General features: G+C 41.6%; 21 protein-coding genes. 14 read left to right on the top strand and 7 right to left on the bottom strand.

Annotation, left to right across the window (positions count from 1 at the left end; all coding sequences use genetic code 11):
• The first annotated feature begins 195 nt into the window (after positions 1 to 195).
• The 5 genes from CAP51_RS10290 to CAP51_RS10270 are packed head-to-tail and all read left to right on the top strand — an operon-like array spanning position 196 to position 4,821.
• Positions 196 to 2,148 carry a TonB-dependent receptor plug domain-containing protein gene (locus CAP51_RS10290; RefSeq protein WP_087620667.1) on the top strand — a complete coding sequence of 651 codons (1,953 nt, stop codon included), beginning with the start codon at positions 196 to 198 and terminating at the stop codon, positions 2,146 to 2,148.
• Positions 2,149 to 2,159: 11 nt separating this feature from the next.
• Positions 2,160 to 2,696 carry a molybdopterin-dependent oxidoreductase gene (locus CAP51_RS10285; protein ID WP_171294774.1) on the top strand — a complete coding sequence of 179 codons (537 nt, stop codon included), beginning with the start codon at positions 2,160 to 2,162 and terminating at the stop codon, positions 2,694 to 2,696.
• A 57-nt stretch (positions 2,697 to 2,753) separates the two neighbouring features.
• Positions 2,754 to 3,491: a molybdate ABC transporter substrate-binding protein gene (gene modA / locus CAP51_RS10280; protein ID WP_245809139.1), complete on the top strand. Its 738-nt coding sequence runs from the start codon at positions 2,754 to 2,756 to the stop codon at positions 3,489 to 3,491.
• Positions 3,492 to 3,508: 17 nt separating this feature from the next.
• A complete protein-coding gene (modB, locus tag CAP51_RS10275) occupies positions 3,509 to 4,204 on the top strand; it encodes a molybdate ABC transporter permease subunit (protein WP_087620664.1) in 696 nt (231 codons plus the stop codon).
• Positions 4,204 to 4,821: a molybdenum ABC transporter ATP-binding protein gene (locus CAP51_RS10270; RefSeq protein WP_087620663.1), complete on the top strand. Its 618-nt coding sequence runs from the start codon at positions 4,204 to 4,206 to the stop codon at positions 4,819 to 4,821. Before modB ends, CAP51_RS10270 begins: the two co-directional genes overlap by 1 nt.
• A gap of 4 nt (positions 4,822 to 4,825) precedes the next feature.
• Here CAP51_RS10270 and CAP51_RS10265 read toward each other — a convergent pair whose 3' ends face one another.
• Positions 4,826 to 5,179, bottom strand: a complete 354-nt coding sequence (locus tag CAP51_RS10265) for a winged helix-turn-helix domain-containing protein (protein ID WP_087620662.1) — start codon at positions 5,177 to 5,179, stop codon at positions 4,826 to 4,828.
• A gap of 82 nt (positions 5,180 to 5,261) precedes the next feature.
• Between CAP51_RS10265 and CAP51_RS10260 the strand changes: the two genes are divergently transcribed.
• Entirely contained in the window at positions 5,262 to 5,861 is a 600-nt protein-coding gene (locus CAP51_RS10260; protein ID WP_087620661.1) for an NTP transferase domain-containing protein, read from the top strand.
• A gap of 39 nt (positions 5,862 to 5,900) precedes the next feature.
• On the opposite strand, the gene CAP51_RS10255 is transcribed toward CAP51_RS10260, so the two are convergent.
• From CAP51_RS10255 to moaA, 5 genes are all read right to left on the bottom strand, one after another.
• On the bottom strand, positions 5,901 to 7,133 hold the full coding sequence (locus CAP51_RS10255) for a molybdopterin molybdotransferase MoeA (protein WP_087620660.1): 1,233 nt from the start codon (positions 7,131 to 7,133) through the stop codon (positions 5,901 to 5,903).
• Positions 7,130 to 8,053 carry a bifunctional molybdenum cofactor biosynthesis protein MoaC/MoaB gene (gene moaCB, locus CAP51_RS10250; protein WP_087620659.1) on the bottom strand — a complete coding sequence of 308 codons (924 nt, stop codon included), beginning with the start codon at positions 8,051 to 8,053 and terminating at the stop codon, positions 7,130 to 7,132. Before moaCB ends, CAP51_RS10255 begins: the two co-directional genes overlap by 4 nt.
• Before the next feature lie 97 nt (positions 8,054 to 8,150).
• Positions 8,151 to 8,657 (bottom strand): molybdenum cofactor biosynthesis protein MoaE, encoded by a 507-nt coding sequence (locus tag CAP51_RS10245; RefSeq protein WP_087620658.1) that lies wholly within the window; start codon positions 8,655 to 8,657, stop codon positions 8,151 to 8,153.
• A gap of 7 nt (positions 8,658 to 8,664) precedes the next feature.
• Entirely contained in the window at positions 8,665 to 8,913 is a 249-nt protein-coding gene (locus CAP51_RS10240; RefSeq protein WP_087620657.1) for a MoaD/ThiS family protein, read from the bottom strand.
• A gap of 71 nt (positions 8,914 to 8,984) precedes the next feature.
• Entirely contained in the window at positions 8,985 to 10,007 is a 1,023-nt protein-coding gene (gene moaA / locus CAP51_RS10235; RefSeq protein WP_087620656.1) for a GTP 3',8-cyclase MoaA, read from the bottom strand.
• A 323-nt stretch (positions 10,008 to 10,330) separates the two neighbouring features.
• Here moaA and CAP51_RS10230 point away from each other — a divergent pair, with 323 nt between their 5' ends.
• Positions 10,331 to 11,206 (top strand): MaoC/PaaZ C-terminal domain-containing protein, encoded by an 876-nt coding sequence (locus tag CAP51_RS10230; protein WP_087620655.1) that lies wholly within the window; start codon positions 10,331 to 10,333, stop codon positions 11,204 to 11,206.
• 101 nt (positions 11,207 to 11,307) lie between these two features.
• Here CAP51_RS10230 and CAP51_RS10225 read toward each other — a convergent pair whose 3' ends face one another.
• Positions 11,308 to 11,772 carry a hypothetical protein gene (locus CAP51_RS10225; RefSeq protein ID WP_140404430.1) on the bottom strand — a complete coding sequence of 155 codons (465 nt, stop codon included), beginning with the start codon at positions 11,770 to 11,772 and terminating at the stop codon, positions 11,308 to 11,310.
• Between the two features lie 240 nt (positions 11,773 to 12,012).
• Between CAP51_RS10225 and CAP51_RS10220 the strand changes: the two genes are divergently transcribed.
• From CAP51_RS10220 to CAP51_RS10190, 7 genes are all read left to right on the top strand, one after another.
• Positions 12,013 to 13,653 (top strand): CTP synthase, encoded by a 1,641-nt coding sequence (locus tag CAP51_RS10220; protein WP_087620653.1) that lies wholly within the window; start codon positions 12,013 to 12,015, stop codon positions 13,651 to 13,653.
• Between the two features lie 15 nt (positions 13,654 to 13,668).
• Positions 13,669 to 14,526: a 3-deoxy-8-phosphooctulonate synthase gene (kdsA, locus tag CAP51_RS10215; RefSeq protein WP_087620652.1), complete on the top strand. Its 858-nt coding sequence runs from the start codon at positions 13,669 to 13,671 to the stop codon at positions 14,524 to 14,526.
• A 61-nt stretch (positions 14,527 to 14,587) separates the two neighbouring features.
• The gene (gene eno / locus CAP51_RS10210) at positions 14,588 to 15,877 is read left to right on the top strand and encodes a phosphopyruvate hydratase (RefSeq protein ID WP_087620651.1); all 1,290 of its coding nucleotides are present in this window, start codon (positions 14,588 to 14,590) and stop codon (positions 15,875 to 15,877) included.
• Positions 15,878 to 15,898: 21 nt separating this feature from the next.
• Positions 15,899 to 16,282: a septum formation initiator family protein gene (locus CAP51_RS10205; protein WP_087620650.1), complete on the top strand. Its 384-nt coding sequence runs from the start codon at positions 15,899 to 15,901 to the stop codon at positions 16,280 to 16,282.
• Positions 16,251 to 16,958 (top strand): 2-C-methyl-D-erythritol 4-phosphate cytidylyltransferase, encoded by a 708-nt coding sequence (gene ispD / locus CAP51_RS10200; protein WP_087620649.1) that lies wholly within the window; start codon positions 16,251 to 16,253, stop codon positions 16,956 to 16,958. The genes CAP51_RS10205 and ispD overlap by 32 nt, the downstream gene beginning before the upstream one ends.
• 169 nt (positions 16,959 to 17,127) lie before the next feature.
• Positions 17,128 to 17,664, top strand: coding sequence for an RNA polymerase sigma factor (locus CAP51_RS10195; RefSeq protein ID WP_087620648.1), 537 nt, complete (start codon positions 17,128 to 17,130; stop codon positions 17,662 to 17,664).
• The gene (locus CAP51_RS10190; protein WP_087620647.1) at positions 17,661 to 18,557 is read left to right on the top strand and encodes a FecR family protein; all 897 of its coding nucleotides are present in this window, start codon (positions 17,661 to 17,663) and stop codon (positions 18,555 to 18,557) included. The genes CAP51_RS10195 and CAP51_RS10190 overlap by 4 nt, the downstream gene beginning before the upstream one ends.
• Positions 18,558 to 18,568 lie beyond the last annotated feature (11 nt).

Here is an 18,568-nt window from a genome sequence, read left to right as displayed (position 1 = left end):
TTCAGCAAAGTGATATTGAACAAAGGCGTTCAAGTCTAGCAATCATCAATTGATTGTCAGAGACTTGGCGCTTTTTTTTTACGCATCGTTATATTTTTAAGAATATAGCGATGCGAATTTTAAGGGGATGAGATGGGATACAGAATATTTAGGCAGCAATATTTAAATTGTGCTTTATTTGCATGCATTAATAGTATGCTTGCACCAAATATGGTCATGGCAATGGAAACAGAGGTGGAATCTGCCGATCAGCCTTTTCAATTGGGCGTGATCCGTATTCTTGCCGAGCAGGATAAATCTGATCAGATTGCTTCAACAATCAATAGTACCCAGTTGCAACAGTTCAATGCTTCAACTGTCGGTGATGGTGTTAATTTATTATCTGGCGTGACCTTGTCCAATAATGCCCGCAATGAAAAAATGGTTTATGTCCGTGGTTTTGATGCGCGACAAGTGCCTTTATTTATCGATGGTATTCCGGTTTATGTGCCTTATGATGGTTATATTGATTACAATCGATTTACTGTTGCCGATGTGGCTGCAATTCAGGTTGCAAAAGGGTTTAGTTCGGTCAGCTATGGTGCAAATACACTAGGCGGGGCAATTAATCTGGTTTCGCGTAAACCAACAAAAGCCTTTGAAGGTTATCTGGATTTGGGGATTGCCGATGCGGGTGAGAAACAGACCACTTTACATGTGGGCAGTGCCCATGCGTTATGGTATATGCAGGCAACTGCTGCTTATCTGGAACGGGATGGGTTTAAATTGTCGTCGGATTTTGTGCCGACAGCGACTGAAGATGGTGGACTGCGCAATAATTCCTATAGTAAAGATAGTAAACTGGATTTAAAGCTGGGTTTAACGCCGAATGATCATGATGAATACAGTCTTAGTTATATCAAACAGGATGGTGAAAAGGGCAATCCGCCAACTACTGGCAATAGCAGCATTCGTTACTGGCAATGGCCATACTGGGATAAGGAAAGCCTGTATTTTATTTCCAATACCGCGTTAAGCGCGCATGAAACGATTAAAATCCGTGCTTATCATGATCGTTATGACAATGAATTGGACTCCTTTACCGATGCACATTATAGCACCTTAAAAACTTCGGGACAGGGGAGTGTCAGTACCGGACGCAGTATTTATCATGATCGTGTCAATGGTGCATCTTTAACGCTGGAATCAACCCGACTGACCAACCAGACCATTAGCTTGGTGAGCCATTATAAAACTGATGAGCATCGCGAGCTTGATGCCACAGGAGCGGAAAATACCTATTTTAAGGATCGGATCTGGTCGATTGCTTTGGAAGATAATATCCGGTTGCATCCAGATGTATTGTTGTCCTTAGGTTTGGCCCAACATACGCTTGATCCTGAAAAAGTATTTAGTGTTGGAAATCCTTATTCATTACCGAAAAATCAGACAGCGCGTGATGCACAGATTGGATTGTTTTATGATGGGATTGCTAATATTCAGCTGTATGCCACGGTTGCCAAAAAAAGTCGTTTACCTACCTTAAAAGATCGTTATTCACAGCGCTTGGGAACGTATATTGAGAACCCCGATTTGGCAGCAGAAAAAGCGATGAACTATGAAATTGGTCATCAGACCCAGTTGAATGCTCAGTTATCATTCGCGACTGCGCTTTTTCTTAGTAATATCAAAAATAAAATCCAAAGTGTTGCCAATGTTCAGGAAGATTTGGCGCAAATGCAGAATATTGGTCGGGTACAAATTTATGGGACAGAAATTGAATTTAATTATCAACCCTGGCAATGGCTGCGTTATGGTGGTAATTACACCTATTTGAAACTGGAAAACAAACAGCAAAATGCAATCCGAATTACCGATATTCCGCAACATAAGCTTATTAACTATGTTGTGATTCAGCCAGCCGAACAGTGGGAGCTACAGCTTGAACTAGAGCGTAATAGCAGTCGCTGGGTATCCAATGTTTTGAAACTTGACGGTTATCAGATTTTAAATACGCAAATTGCCTATCAGCCAAAATTGAATAGTGTATCTGGACAATGGCGTTTTGCAGCGGGTATTCAGAATATTACCGATAAAAATTATGCGCTGGCGGATGGTTTTCCTAGTGCGGGTCGTATGTGGTTTAGTAAAGCCACATGGGCATTTTAGCGGGGGGACATATGAAAAAAATTTATTTGGCACTGTGTTGTGTGATTTTGCCTTGTTTTAGTCCGCTAACACTGGCACATGCCCCTACAGAAAATATTCAGCAGTATATTTCGACTGAATTAAAAATTGTGGGACAGGTGAAACAGGCATTGACGCTGGATGTAAATGCTTTAAGCCAGTATCCCCAAGTGATTCAAAATATGCAGATCAGCAAGAAAAATGGTGAGATCAGTGAATTGATCCAGTATCAGGGCGTGCGTCTGACTGATGTGTTAAATGCAGCAGATATTATGACCACGCACCATAATGATGTGAAAAAAATCATCGTGATTGCTTCTGCAAAGGATGATTACCAAGTGGTCTTTTCATGGAATGAATTATTTAATTCTCCAAATGGCGAGGGTGTCATTGTGATTTATCAACAGGATGGTCATATGCTGGATGATAAAACGGGCAGAATCGCATTGATTTCCAGTCGGGACAAACTCACAGGACCCCGGTTTGTCAAATGGTTGGATGAAATTCGCGTGGTACAAATCTCAAATTAAATTTGTTTAAAGTGGAGTTAATGTATGAATAAGTTTGCAAAAATACGGTTATGGGTGATGGGCGGATTGGTGATCGGTGTGAGTTTTGCCAGTCATGCTGCGGATACAGTGACCATTTATGCCGCGGCAAGTCTGACCAATGCAGTGAATGATCTGGAAAAAATTTATGAGCAAAAAAGTAAGGTCGATGTAAAAACTTCCTATGCTGCATCTTCAACGCTGGCAAAACAGATTGAAGCTGGCGCACCCGCCAATATTTTTATGTCAGCAGATTTACAGTGGGCGGATTATTTGCAAAATAAAAAAATAATTGATTCCAGACAACGGGTCAATTTACTTGGTAATAAACTGGTATTGATTGCACCAAAAAATCAGAATATTCAGATAAAAATTCAAAAAGGTGTTGATCCGACCAAAGCATTTACAGGCCGTTTGTGTACCGGTAATGTCAATAGTGTGCCCGTGGGTAAATATGCAAAACAGGCTTTAACAACATTAGACTGGTGGACAAAGATTCAGCCGCGTCTGGTTGAAACAGAAGATGTACGCAGTGCATTGTCTTTTGTTGAGCGGGGTGAGTGCCAATTGGGTATTGTCTATGCAACCGATGCTGCCGTTAGCTCAAAAGTTAAGGTGGTTGGTGAGTTTCCTTTAAATAGTTATCCACCTGTGGTATATCCATTGGCCGTTACCAAAGACTCTGCACAGGCAACTGCATTTTATCAGTTCTTACAAAGTCCACAGGCAAAGACAGTTTATAAAAAATACGGCTTTACTGTTTTAAATCAGCGTTAATTGGCTTGACGAATATCATGATTTTTAATTTAACGCCCGAAGAAATCAGTGTCCTGCAACTGTCGTGTAAGGTTGCAGCAAGCTGTTTATTGATCAGCCTTATTCCTGCAATTTTTATTGGCTGGTTATTGGCTCGTAAGGAATTCTGGGGAAAATCATTGCTGGAAACACTGGTGTTTTTGCCTTTGGTACTTCCACCGGTTGTACCGGGTTATCTGTTGCTACTGGTGTTTGGTAATAACGGTATTTTGGGACAATATCTGGCGCCACTCGGCATTGAGTTTGCATTTAACTGGAAAGGTGCAGTGCTGGCATCGGCAGTCATGGGTTTTCCCTTACTGGTTCAGTCGATTCGGCTGGCAATGGAACTGGTGGATCAACGATTGGAAGTTGCAGCAAAAACGCTGGGTGCTTCGGCATTTGATACCTTTCGACATATTACTTTGCCTTTGGCGATGAGTGGTATTCTGGTCGGTGCGATTTTATGTTTTTGTCGTAGTCTAGGGGAGTTTGGTGCAACCATCACCTTTGTGGGGAGTGTTGCTGGAGAAACCCGAACCTTGCCGCTGGCCATGTACAGTCTGATGCAACAACCTGATAGCGAAGCAGCTTTAAATCGTCTGATCATGTTGTCACTAATGGTAGCATTTCTGGCATTGTGGTTTGCGCAGTGGTTTAACCGTCGGCAAAAAAGACAGCGCGGAGGCAGATGATGTTTGATTGTAATTTCACGGTGCAACTGGGGCATTTTCAGTTAAGGCAACATTTCCAGTCCGATCAAAAAGTTGTGGGTTTATTTGGTGTATCCGGTGCGGGCAAAACCACAATTTTACATAGTATTGCAGGGATCATGAAGCCACAACAAGGTTGGATACGGATTCAGGACAGGACATTTTTTGATTCGCAACAGCATGTTAATTTGAGTATTCAGGCCAGACGTACCGGAATGGTATTTCAGGATGCGCAACTTTTTCCGCATTATTCGGTACAACAAAATTTATTGTTTGGTTGGCAGCGTATAGCCCATTCCGAGCGTAAATTTGAACTGGATTATGTGGTACAGCTATTAAAGCTTGAACATTTGTTGGCACGTATGCCGGTCAAGCTCTCTGGTGGAGAAAAACAGCGAGTGGCATTGGGTCGCGCCTTGTTATATTCACCTCGGATTTTGCTCTTGGATGAGCCTTTATCTGCACTGGATGCGCATCATAAAACCGAAATTATTCCATTTTTTCAGAAAATTCGCGATGAGATCAATATTCCAATGTTGTATGTGAGTCATGATCCTGAGGAGATTGCACAATTAACCGATACACTGTGGCAGCTTTGAATGGCTAAGCCTTTAAATGCTGGCTGATTTGTGCAACATATGACTCCATACTTTGTTTGGCATGTTGTTCCATTTCACGGAAGGATTGCAGAATTTGCTGTCCAATTGGCGTAACAACTGCACCACCGCCATGTGTTCCACCTGTCTGGGTTTCGACCAGTGCCGATGCAAAGCACTGATTCATGGTGTCAACCAGTTGCCAAGCCCGGCGGTAACTCATGTTCATGCTTTTGGCTGCCTGTGAAATTGAACCGGTACGCTGGATGGCCTCGAGTAACTCGGCTTTACCGGGACCAATAGCAATGTGTTCATCATATAAGATGCGTAAGCGTAGATGTGATTGAATCGAATGTGGCATTTTTTGTCCTGATCAGGAAGCGGTTTTTGTATGTAATGGTTCATACACATTTACTATAGGTTGGATTAGGGGAGTCGGCAAGATGTTGTTAAGTCATGAGATCAAGCAGCAGTGTGATGCAGTAATCCTAGCTGGTGGTCAGGCCAGTCGTATGCAGGGTTGCAATAAATTATTGCAATGTTTTGATGGGCAACAAAGACAACTGGAAAAACTAGTTGAGGTGATTCAGCCACAGGTACAACAGCTTTGGATTAATAGTCATCGTGATCACGAGATTTATCAGGCATATGACCCGAATATTGCCATTTTTACCGATATTGAAAGGGGTTTTTTTGGACCGATGATGGGAATGCACAGTGCGTGGCAATATAGTCGGCAGGACTGGATTTTATTTGTGCCTTGCGATCTGTACCAAGTGCCGACCAAATTACTTGATACCATGGTTGCTACTGTACAACAACAGCATAGTCCACTATGTTATGCAGTTTTTGGACAGCAAGCGCTATATCCTTTGTGCCTGATGCACCGCAGCGTAGATAGTCTATTACAACAACGCATCAAACAGCAGGATTACAGTTTATATCGTTGTTTTGCCAAGTTAAAGGTCTGCACGGCATACTTTGCTCTCACAGAGCAGCAACCGCATAGTATCAACCACTGGTCGGAACTGGATCATCATTAGCTTTTAAGAGTGCATGTATGATGAGTTTTATCTCAATATTTATAAAGCAATAAATTCAACTAAATTTGAGTGTTGTGCATGCGCCGGTCCTGCTTTAATTCGTGCAATTGCATTGGCCTGATTTAAATTGCTTAGCATATGTGATTGCTGCTTTTTCAAGGGAATTAACTGTAATTGTCCATGTGCTGAACAGGACAGTTTCATTCTTAACAATTGTTCACGGGAATCCGTTTTAATCTGGCTTAAGTCAACTGTTGCTTTTTGCCAGATTGGCTGAATTTGACTTGCACCTTGCAAGGCACGCAAAATGGTTGCTACATGAATGGTCAGGCCGATGAGCACTGCCGCAGGATTACCCGGTAGTCCGATTAAATACGAGCGTTGTTGAGTAAGCTGTTGGTTGGCTTGATAACGGGCAAAATACAATGGTTTGCCGGGTTTTTGCGCCACTTGCCAGAAAATTTCCTCGGCGCCTAATGCCATGGAAACAGGGCGGATCAGATCATAGTCTCCAACGGAAACACCACCTGTGGTGATCACCAGATCATAATAATTTAAGGCATGAGACAGGGCGAATTCAAGCTGTTGTCTGTCATCAACCACATGCTGTAAATCTACCTGCTGTAAACCTTGCTCTTTTAACCAGGTCAGGATCATCGGACTATTGGCATCAAATACTTTGGCATCATTGTCCAGTTGTGTACTGACCTCATCTCCGGTGATTAATACGGCAATCTTGGGTTGGCGATGTACGGTAACATGCTGGACACCTGCCATGCTTAATGCTGCAATTAGGTTGCTATTTAAATACTGTCCACGTTGTGCCAATAACGTACCTTGTTTGAGCTCTTCACCCTGATAACGAATATCTGCACCAACTGCAATTTTTTGAGTTAAAACGATTTTATTCTGGTTTCTACTGACAATTTCCTGTCTTGCCACGGTATCTGCCGACTCCGGAAGACGACCACCGGTAAAAATACGCAAGGCTTGTCCCGCTTCTAACTCAAAATGTTCTTCAATCCCTGCGCGAATTTCACCAATCAGTTCAAACTCTGTTTGTCCAGCAGCAATATCACTCTGGCGTAGCGCATAACCATCGACTGCACTTTGGGTAAATAATGGTAAAGCTACCGGCGACACCACATCATCTGCCAGAATATGTTGATGTGCCTGTAACAATGATAAATCACATGATGAGAGTGATTGTATCTGGTAATAATGCGCCAAAGCCTCATCCAGACTGATCAGGTTGCCATGCTCGCAGCTCATTCATAACCTCCAGGATGAGGAAGATCGCGACATACGTCAAAAATATGTACCAATGCAGGTAAGATGGCTGCCATGGATTCACTGGCACCACCGCGACTGCCCGGTAAAGTGATGACTAAGGAACGGTCAATAAAGCCGGCAATACCACGGGAAAGTGCTGCATAAGGGGTGCGTTTTTGTCCGAAGGCACGGGCAGCTTCCATTAAACCATTGAGTTCTCGGTGTAATAAGGGTTGTAAGGTTTCAACAGTAATATCTCGTTTGCCAATTCCTGTACCGCCCACGGTAATAATACAGGCATAGGATTGGCTTAATTCCAGTACCAATGCTTTGAGTTGTTCTGATTCGTCAGGTAGAATCTGATAATGAATTGGGTCAAATCCTGCTGCTGTTAAGCTCTCAAGAACGGATTTTCCTGCGGTATCTGGTTTGCGACCTGCTGCGACAGTATCGGAGAGGACAATTACCGCAGCCGACACCGCCTGACGTAAATGACGTTTATAATGTGATTTTCCGCCTTTTTTAACGTCCAGTTTACATTGCTGAATGATCAGTTCTTCCGGTTCACAATGCGGCTTGAGCATATCATAAATGGTCAAGGCTGCCAGACTTGCTGCTGTCAGGGCTTCCATCTCTACGCCAGTCGGTGCGATGGTTTCTACACTGGCACGAATAATTACCCGATCTGCCAGTAATTCAAAATCAATATCAGCGCGATAAATTGGTAGCGGATGGCATAAGGGAATCAGTTCATCAGTACGTTTTGCTGCCAAAATTCCTGCGATACGTGCAGTTTTCAGCGCATCGCCTTTTTCGGTGTTGCCATCTCTTAGCAATTGAATACAATGTGCGGGTGCCAGTAACTCGCTACTGGCGGTAGCAATACGGTAACTTTCAGGCTTCATGCCAACATTTTTCATAGAATAATCTCAAACTTAAAAGCAATCTCAAATTTCAAAACAATCTTAAGCTTTAATTCAATACAGCAGATCCATAACATTTAGGCAAACGGTTGGATTAATCATGATGGCAATGTTCATGTGTTGCATGATGATGTTTTTCCTGTGCAATGTCTGCAACATCCCGGCGAATACAGCAACCCTCGACAAAAATGCTGGTACCATCATGATAAAACTCCTGCTTCCAGACAGGAACTTCATGTTTGACTCGTTCTACCGCATCTTCACAGGCAGCAAAAGCTTCACGACGATGCTCGGCACGGGCAACAGCATAAATAGCGACTTCACCAATCTCTAAATGTCCGATACGATGTACCACACGAACATAGGGGATAGCATATTTTTCTGCAATGTCCTGTTCGATTTCCCGAATCATTTTTTCTGCCAAGGGTTTATAGGCAGTATATTTTAGACTTTTAACCGATTTGCCTTGATGATGATTCCGTACTGTACCGACAAACAGGGCCAAACCACCACATTCGGGAAAGTCAGACATGGCCAGTAATTGATCAAGATCAATCGTATGCTCCTGAATACGGGCAAGGTCGGCATTGATAGTAGTCATGATTAGATTAACCTCCAGCAACAGGAGGTAATAAAGCGACCAATGTATTTTGTGAAAGCACAGTATCTCGACGCACAATGCTATCGCCAATCGCGCAAGCACAGCGTTCCAGATGTGCTTCAATCTGCGGTTTATCTGTGACTAGCGTCGCTAACGCATCGGCAAGTAATGTTGGCAATTTTATTTCAAGCGTATATTCGGTGGTTTCAGCAACATCTGCCAATACGCCATAAAATTCAAAAGTTACCTGTGACATCAATACTCACCTATATCTATCAAAATATTCATTCAGATGAATTTATCCAACGCATCTATTCATCATCTGTATTAACCGCCAATGGCATGCATACTGATTTTACGCAGCGGCGCCTGTTGCTGTGCAATAAAACCGGCTTTTTTATGCCAAACAGCCTGCCGAATGGTTGCAAGCAAGAATTGTTCCCGATTTGGTTGTAGCAAATCACGTAATGCTGTCCCTGTATTGGCAAATAAACACGTAAATAGTTCACCTGTGGCAGTTAAGCGCAAACGATTGCAGCTTTGGCAAAAGGGCTTGCTAATGGTGGAAATAACACCTAGTTCATAGTGATCATTTAAACGATAAATTGTCGCAGGATCGTGTTGACGCTGCTGCTTCTGAATCTGAAAATAGGGTTTAAGTTGCTGAATAATCTCATCTTCACTAATCACTTTGTGACGTTGCCAATGTTCTGGCTGATCCAGTGGCATATACTCAATAAATCGCAAGGGTAATTGCTGTTGATAGGCCCATTGTGTCAATTCTACAATTTCACTGGCATTTTTATCCGCCAATACCACACAATTCAATTTGATTTTCAGACCAGCCTGTTGAGCGGCGGCAATGCCTTCCAAAACAGGTTCAATATTTTTTTGTGTCATGGCAAAAAAAGTATTTGCCTGAATACTGTCCAGACTGATATTGATATCATCCAAGCCTGCCTGTTTTAGTGCAACAGCATGTTTTTTAAGATAGAACGCATTACTGGTCATGGAAATACGTTTTAAACCCTGTGTTTTGAGCTGTTGCAAATCCCGAATAAAATGAACCACACCTTGGCGCATTAAAGGTTCGCCACCAGTTAAGCGAATATGTTCAATCCCGAGTTGCACCATTACCTGACAAAACCTGAATAACTCTTCAAAACTAAGCAAATCTTTTTTAGCCAGCCATTGCGGGTGATCTGGCATACAATAAGCACAATGGAAATTGCAGCGATCTGTGAGTGAAATACGCAATTTTTGTTTATAACGTCCAAACTGATCGACCAGTTGAGATGTATTCTGCTCAACTGAAGACGTCAATGCTGGAAACGCTATAGGATGCGTCATACTTAAATCAGCCTTTTATTTGCCATGGATTGTTGCCAATGATTGGGAAGGGATATTGTCATTAAAATAGCATAGAACAAAAACAACATAAATTCATTGCTTTTTGTAAGGTTGCGGTCTGTTTTATTTATTAATCTTAACAGGAGCGCTTATTATGTTTATCAGTGACTTTTCATTTTTAATAATTGGTTCTATTATGGAACTTAGCTGATTTTAATAAGGAATTAAAATCAGCTTGGATCAAACAAAGTATATAAAGTAGCGATGTTTGAGTTCAGACAGGCTTCTTGCTTTTAACATTCATGCGTTGAGGATAAAAATAAATGAGTAAGCAACGACTTCCACTTTCTTTGCTGCGATATCATCAGGAAACTTTCAAAGGGCTGGGTAAAATTGTATTGCGTAGTTTAAAATTAACGCAGTCCCAACAAGTCATTGATGATTGGCGGCAGATCCCGGTCATATCCAGAGTGATTCCGGCACCGAATGATGTGCTGGTCAATCATTATATCGCATGGAGTGGGGCAGCAGAATCACGTTATCAGCAAAGCATTCCACCACATATGGTTTCACAATGGGGCTTGGCGCTTGCCACAGATTTGTTGTTACAGACCAAATATAATTTAGCCAGCGTCATTAATCAGGGTGTGACATTAAAAATAAATGGTGATTTGCCGCGTCATCAAGATTTACTGGTTCAGGCCAAAGTTTATTCGGTCCATGAACAATATGGTCTGGCACGAGTATCGGTACAGATTATCACAGGGACAAGTGTGCAACCCAATTTGGTCGAAACCATTTTACATATGGCATTTTTGCTTGCTGATTTCAAAAAAAGCAAGAAAGTCAGACAAGCGGATCACTTGCAGTGGCAACAACTAGGGCAATGGCAGGCAACGGCACATGATGGGTTGAAATTTGCTTTATTAACTGGAGACTTTAATCCGATTCACTGGATTGGTATTGTCGGGAAATTATCGGCATTTAAACAAAAGGTATTGCATGGGTTTGGTATGCTGGTACGAACTTATGAGTTTTTACCAGTTCCTATTTATACTCTGGATGTTCGTTTTTTAAAGCCTGTCTCTTTGCCATCACCACAGTTAAATGTTGAGGTTGCCGAACTGGAGAATGGGAAACATGCATTGCGCTTGATTGGTACAAATGGCGTAATTCATTTATCTGGTCAGTTTCAATAAAAATACTTAGGGTTGTCATACCCGAATTCACAAAAAAAGTGATGCCACATGGTACTGGCATCACTCTTAATCATGTTGAAAATAAAGTTTTAAATTCTTTATTATAAAGCAGGTTGTGCAGCTTTCATGGCTGTAGCAATGGCATCATCTTCTGATGCAGCTTCTTCATTATTGACAGTTGCGGCTTTTGCAGGTGTTGCATTACTTGTATTGTTGCTGGCCGAAGTAGCCGGTACCGAACTGCTAGGTTTGCTTTCGACATTCGGTTGAGTTGGTGTAGTGGTTGTCGCAGTTTTTACATCTGACTGGCCATTTTCATTATAAATCAGCGTTTGTTGGTCATCACTGATACTGGCATGTGAAGATGCAGCAGGTTCAGAAGGTATTTCTTCCAAAGTCGTGTATTGCGGCTGAGGTTGTTCCTGTAAAGTCGTTTCAGCTTGTTCGTTGTTTTGAACTTCGGTGTCGTTATTACTTTGCTCTTGTTCCGGTTGTTCTTTTTTTACACATGCACTGAGGACAACAGTGCTGATCAGGCAGACTAAACCAAATTTAATTAATGTCATTTTCATCATCAATTGCATACAGTGGTTGAAAAGGGTTTATGAGTATAGCAATCTTTTGTTACTTTGGAATATGGCCTAAATGAAACTTTCTTTTAAAAATTTTTAAAATGTTCTCTATTCACCCGATTAACGATTTTGATTGCGAATTATCGACAATTCGCTTTGCTTTATAGGGGCATAGTAAAGTAAAATTGCCAAACATTGCATGCCGATTATTGGCGCCATTGTACGAGAATTTGAATGACCCATTATATATTCGTCACTGGTGGTGTAGTTTCATCACTGGGTAAAGGTATTTCTGCTGCCTCTGTTGCCGCACTTTTGGAAGCCCGTGGCTTAAAAGTCACCATGGTAAAGATGGATCCATATATTAATGTCGATCCTGGCACCATGAGTCCATTCCAGCATGGTGAAGTATTTGTCACCGAAGATGGTGCAGAAACTGACCTTGATCTTGGCTATTATGAGCGCTTTTTGAAACGTTCAAAAATGTCCAAGCTAAACAACTTTACCAGTGGACGGGTTTATCAGGATGTTTTAAATAAAGAACGTCGTGGTGATTATCTGGGGGGTACGGTTCAGGTTATTCCACACATTACCGATAATATCAAGGAACGTGTACTGGCTGCCGGTGCTGGTTTTGATGTTGCCATCGTGGAAATCGGTGGTACGGTGGGTGATATCGAGTCCTTACCGTTTATGGAGTCAGTACGTCAATTGCTGGTGGAGCTAGGCGATAAACATGCCATGCTGATGCATTTGACCTTGTTGCCTTATATCAAATCTGCTGCGGAATTAAAAACCAAACCAACCCAGCATTCGGTGAAAGAATTACTGTCTATCGGTATCCAGCCGGATATTTTGATTTGCCGTACCGAACATGATGTTGATGCCGATACCAAGCGTAAAATCGCCCTGTTTACCAATGTACAGCCGGAAGCAGTGGTGGTGTGTAAAGATGCCAAGACCATTTATGAAATCCCTCGTAATTTTTACGAGCAGGATGTTGATGACTTTATTTGCGAACGTTTTGGCTATACCAATTTGCCAGAAGCCGATTTAAGCGACTGGGATCAGGTTTGTGAAGCATTGTTTAATCCTGAATTTACCGTGCGTGTTGCCATGGTTGGTAAATATGTGGAATTACCAGATGCCTATAAATCTGTGAATGAAGCATTGTTGCATGCCGGAATTAAAAATCGCGTTAAAGTTCAGATTGATTATGTCGATGCCGAACGTTTGGAGAGCGAAAACGAAGATGAAGTATTAGCCACTGCTGATGCAATCTTGGTTCCTGGCGGTTTTGGAGAACGTGGCACCGAAGGAAAAATGAAAGCCATTCGCTATGCTCGTGAGAACAAGATACCTTATTTGGGGATTTGTCTGGGGATGCAGTTGGCAGTGATTGAGTTTGCCCGTCATCAGGCCGGTTTGACCGAAGCCACTTCGACAGAGTTTAATCGCAATACCAAACAACCGTTAATTGGCCTGATTACCGAATGGTTAGATGAACGTGGCGAATTACAACAGCGCAGCGATCAGTCAGACTTGGGTGGAACCATGCGTTTGGGCGCACAAAAATCCGAATTGGTGGAAGGTGCAAAAATCCGCGAGATTTATGGTCGTGCAGAAATTACCGAACGTCATCGTCACCGTTATGAGATGAATAACCGGTTTATTGATGAGCTTGAAAAAGCGGGTATGAAAATTTCTGGTTATTCTTCTGTACAACATTTGGTTGAAACAGTTGAAATTCCCGATCATCCGTGGTTTATTGCGGTACAGTTCCATCCGGAATTTACCAGCTCACCGCGTGACGGACATCCGTTATTTGCAAGTTTTATTGCCGCAGCGAAGCAGCAACACCAAAAGACCAATTAAAACACAGGGAATACAATGTCTAAGCTACATGCAAAAGAAATTGTCGAATTAGGTGAAATCAAAATGGCAAACCATTTGCCATTTGTATTATTCGGCGGGATGAATGTTCTGGAATCCAAGGATTTAGCCTTCGAAATTGCCGAAACCTATATTGAGATTTGCACGCGACTGGATATTCCCTATGTATTTAAAGCCAGTTTCGATAAAGCCAATCGTTCAAGCCTCCATTCTTTTCGTGGCCCCGGGCTGGAAAAGGGAGTGCAATGGTTAGCGGAAATCAAGCAAAAATATCATGTCCCGATTATTACCGATGTACATGAACCGTATCAGGCTGCTCCTGTGGCAGAAGTTGCGGATATTATCCAGTTGCCTGCTTTTTTAAGTCGTCAGACCGATCTAGTTGAAGCCATGGCAAAGACAGATGCCATTATCAATATTAAAAAAGCACAATTCCTGTCGCCACGCGAAATGAGTCATATCTTGAATAAATGTCTGGAAGCAGGCAATGATAAACTCATTTTGTGTGAACGCGGATCGGCATTTGGATATAACAATCTGGTTGTCGATATGCTTGGCTTTGATACCATGAAAGCCATGAATGTCCCTGTATTTTTTGATGTGACACACGCATTACAAACACCAGGCGGACGTGCCGACTCGGCAGGTGGCCGTCGTGCTCAGATTACTACTCTGGCACGGGCAGGTATGGCCACTGGTTTGGCTGGACTTTTTCTGGAAGCTCATCCCAATCCGGATGAAGCAAAATGTGATGGACCATGTGCTTTACGACTTTCACAATTAGAGCCGTTTTTGGCGCAATTGAAAAAGCTGGATAGTTTAGTTAAAGGTTTTGAACCATTAGATACGCACTAATTCATAGTTTTAGTCGTATCTTTTTTTATTGATTGATTTAACAACGATTGAGGAAATATAAATGAGCCAAATCGCTGACATTCGCGCACGTGAAATTTTGGACTCTCGTGGTAACCCAACCATTGAAGCAGACGTAATTTTGGAATCCGGTGTGGTCGGACGTGCATGTGCGCCAAGTGGTGCATCAACAGGTTCACGTGAAGCACTGGAATTGCGTGATGGCGATAAAGCTCGCTACCTTGGCAAAGGTGTTCGTCAAGCGGTTCAAAATGTCAATCATGACATTCACGAATTGCTGGTAGGTCAAAATGTACTGGAACAAAAAGTACTGGATGACAAAATGATTGCATTTGATGCAACCGAAAATAAATCTAAACTCGGTGCAAATGCGACATTGGCTGTGTCTTTGGCGGCTGCACGTGCGGCTGCAACTGAGCAACAATTGCCATTATTCCAATATATCGCAAATTTGCGTGGTCAAACTGCTTTAACCATGCCAGTGCCAATGATGAATATTTTAAACGGTGGCGCACATGCGGATAACACTGTCGATATTCAGGAATTTATGATCGAACCTGTTGGCTTTACGTCATTTGCTGAAGCTTTACGTGCCGGCGCAGAAATTTTCCACTCTTTAAAATCTGTGCTTAAAAAGCAGGGCTTAAATACCGCAGTGGGTGATGAAGGTGGTTTCGCACCTAATCTTCGTTCTAATGAAGAAGCCATTACTGTTATTTTACAAGCCATTGAACAAACTGGATATAAAGCAGGATCAGATATTTATCTGGCATTGGACTGTGCATCTTCAGAATTTTATAAAGATGGTCAATATATTCTGGCAGGTGAAGGCAATAAAGCATTTACCAGCAATCAATTTGCCGATTATCTGGCTGGCTTGGTAAAACAGTATCCAATTATCTCGATTGAAGATGGTCTGGACGAATCTGACTGGGATGGCTGGGCTTATTTGACCTCAATCCTTGGTGATAAAATCCAGTTGGTTGGTGATGATTTGTTTGTAACCAATCCAAAGATTTTACAACGTGGTATTGATGAAAAAGTTGCCAACTCAATTTTGATCAAATATAACCAGATTGGTACATTATCCGAAACGCTGGATGCAATTTATCTTGCCAAAGCCAATGGCTATAGCACTGTAATTTCACATCGTTCTGGTGAAACAGAAGATTCTACCATTGCCGATCTTGCAGTGGGTACAGCAGCAGGTCAAATCAAGACAGGTTCACTTTGTCGTTCGGATCGTGTCGCAAAATATAATCAATTGCTTCGTATTGAAGAATTGATCAAGGCACCTTACCGTGGTAAGGCAGAATTTAAGGGCTTGAACTAATTATTGGGCCTTTAAATTATTATGTTGCATACCACAACAGGTAGATTCATTATTGGGCTTGCGATCCTTTTGGTCGCAGGTCTTCAATATACGTATTGGTTTGGTGAAAGTGGCTATTATCAACATCAAAAATTGATGAATGATATCAGCTTGCAGGAAGAAGCCAATAAGGAATTAAGAGAGCGTAACCGTATTCTGGCTGCGGAAGTTTATGACCTGAAAAATGGTGCCGAAGCTGTTGAAGAATATGCTCGCCTTGATCTGGGTTTAATCAAACCACACGAAACATTTATTCAGATGAGTATGATTAGCGGTGCATATCAGCCGATTTATCTGAATGATATAAAAATTGATCCAAAAGACGAACTGACGAATGAATCCGAAGACGAAGATAGTACCCCCTAAACTCTGGGCGGTTATTCCAGCTGCTGGTTCCGGTCGTCGTTTTTCTTCCTCAGCATTAAAACAATACCAACATATTGCCGGAAAGACTGTGCTTGAACATACAGTCAACAGCTTATATCAATTACCACTCGCCGGTTGTGTGATCGCCATTGATCAACATGATCAGTTTGCCAAAACAATTAATTTCTCGCAGTCGGTCCAATTCTGTCATGGTGGTCAGGAACGTATGGATTCGGTGCTGGCAGGTTTATATCATCTTCGACAATATGCACATGATGATGATTATGTACTGGTGCATGATGCTGCTAGACCTTGTTTGCATTCGGCACAGATTGTACAAATTCAGGAATTTTGTCAGAGCGGGCAACAGGCTGCAATTGTTGCTGTACCAGTCAGAGATACCTTAAAAAAAGCAGATAAAGATCAAATAATTGAAAAAACCATTGATCGTCAACAGTTATGGCAGGCGCAAACTCCTCAAATTGTGAAATATTCAGTCTTGTTTAATGCACTGGAAAATGCCATCGCACAACATATTTTGGTTACCGATGAAGCAAGTGCTCTGGAACATCTGAATATTCCTGTCCATCTTATTGCTGGCAGATCAGATAATATTAAAATCACCTATGCCGAAGATTTGGATTTGGCGAGATTAATTTTGGCATCCAGAGATTGAAAGTTTCTGGTTCATGCCAAGCTAAGCATGTATTTTGTTTTATTATAAAATTATATTTTCTTGAGCGTAAAATTAGATGCGTTTTGCGCTATAAATTATTAGGAACAGCTTGAGTTATTTTAAATTTTAATGAATAATAATCATTATCGTTTATTGATTGAATTTTTGTATGGGTATTTCTCAACAAAAAATGATTAATGTATTGGTCATTCATCATGATGAATTGGTCAATTATATTAATGCCCGTTTTGGAAACCGAAATTTTGCGATGGAAGTGGTTCAGGAAACTTGTTTACGGTTATTAAGTAAAAAAAGTGATGACTTTGATCACGTGACTGCACCCTTACCATTACTCAAGCGTATCAGTATGCATCTGGCGATAGATTTATACCGACGTGATCAATTAATCGGACAATATTTTGATCACACAGCAGAACTTTCTGATGTGGTTGAGGAGGTAGAATTAGAAAAATTTACTTTACCTGAACTTTGTTTGGCTAAATATCAATATGAAAAAATGCTGCTTCAGGCGATTAAAGCATTACCTACAGTTTGTCAGGATGTATTTATTCTGACGCAACTTTATCATCTTACACAAGTAGAAACAGCTGAACAATTAGGTATTTCCCGTGGTATGGTTGCTCGCCATCTTGGCAGGGCTTTACAAAGTTTGATCCCAGTATTATTTGAGCAGGATGACCAGTGAAACACTTTTCTACAAAAACGCATCATCTAAAAAGAAAGGATTATGATTTAAGTGATGTTCAGGAAGCGATTGCACCATTTGAAGACACATTATTGGCACAATTGCCGAGTAAGGAAGAGATCATAGCGCGTGCGCGTCAGCGTCGTTTAAAAAAACATATTGGCTCATCGGCTTTATTATTATGTATGGCTTTAAGTGGTTATATATATTGGCTTAATCCAGTTTATCAAACACAATATTTGTCAACAGAACTTGGCCAGAACCAGCGGGTTGATTTAGCAGATGGTAGTCGTATTCAGCTCAATACGTCGACTCAGATTATTGTAAATTATCGTCTCCGCTCCAAAGAAATTCGCTTACAGCAGGGAGAAGCAACATTTACTGTTAAGCATTATCCTTGGCAGTTCTTGCGGCCATTAGAGCGGCGGTTTGTGGTCACTTCAGGCAATATGCAGGTTGAAGATATTGGAACTGTATTTAATGTGCAGCAATATAGTCCACAGCATAGTAAGGTCACTGTTTTACAAGGACATGTAAGGGTATCTCTGCTTGATCGTCCGGATCTTCCTGCATTGGATTTATATGCACCACAAAGTGCAGAACAAATTCATCAGCAACTTACCTATCGTTTGGATACCGATATTGAGGTAGAAACAGCATGGCATTCCGGCAATATTCAGTTTAAGGCCCTACCTTTATCACAAGCGATTACTGAATTTCAGCGTTATCAGCCATTAAATGTCAAATTTAATGATTATGCCAGCCAGAATATTCGCATTTCAGGGCGATTTAAAGTTGATAATGCTGACCAGTTTATGCAACTTTTGCCACAGATTACAACTGTTCAGACCTATAAAGATCAGACTGGGCAATGGATTGTGAAAGCAAAATAATATAGATACGG

Origin of the sequence: Acinetobacter populi (assembly GCF_002174125.1) — a bacterium.
In the GTDB taxonomy this organism is placed as follows: Bacteria; Pseudomonadota; Gammaproteobacteria; order Pseudomonadales; family Moraxellaceae; genus Acinetobacter; species Acinetobacter populi.
This window is presented reverse-complemented; position numbering and strand designations above follow the sequence as displayed.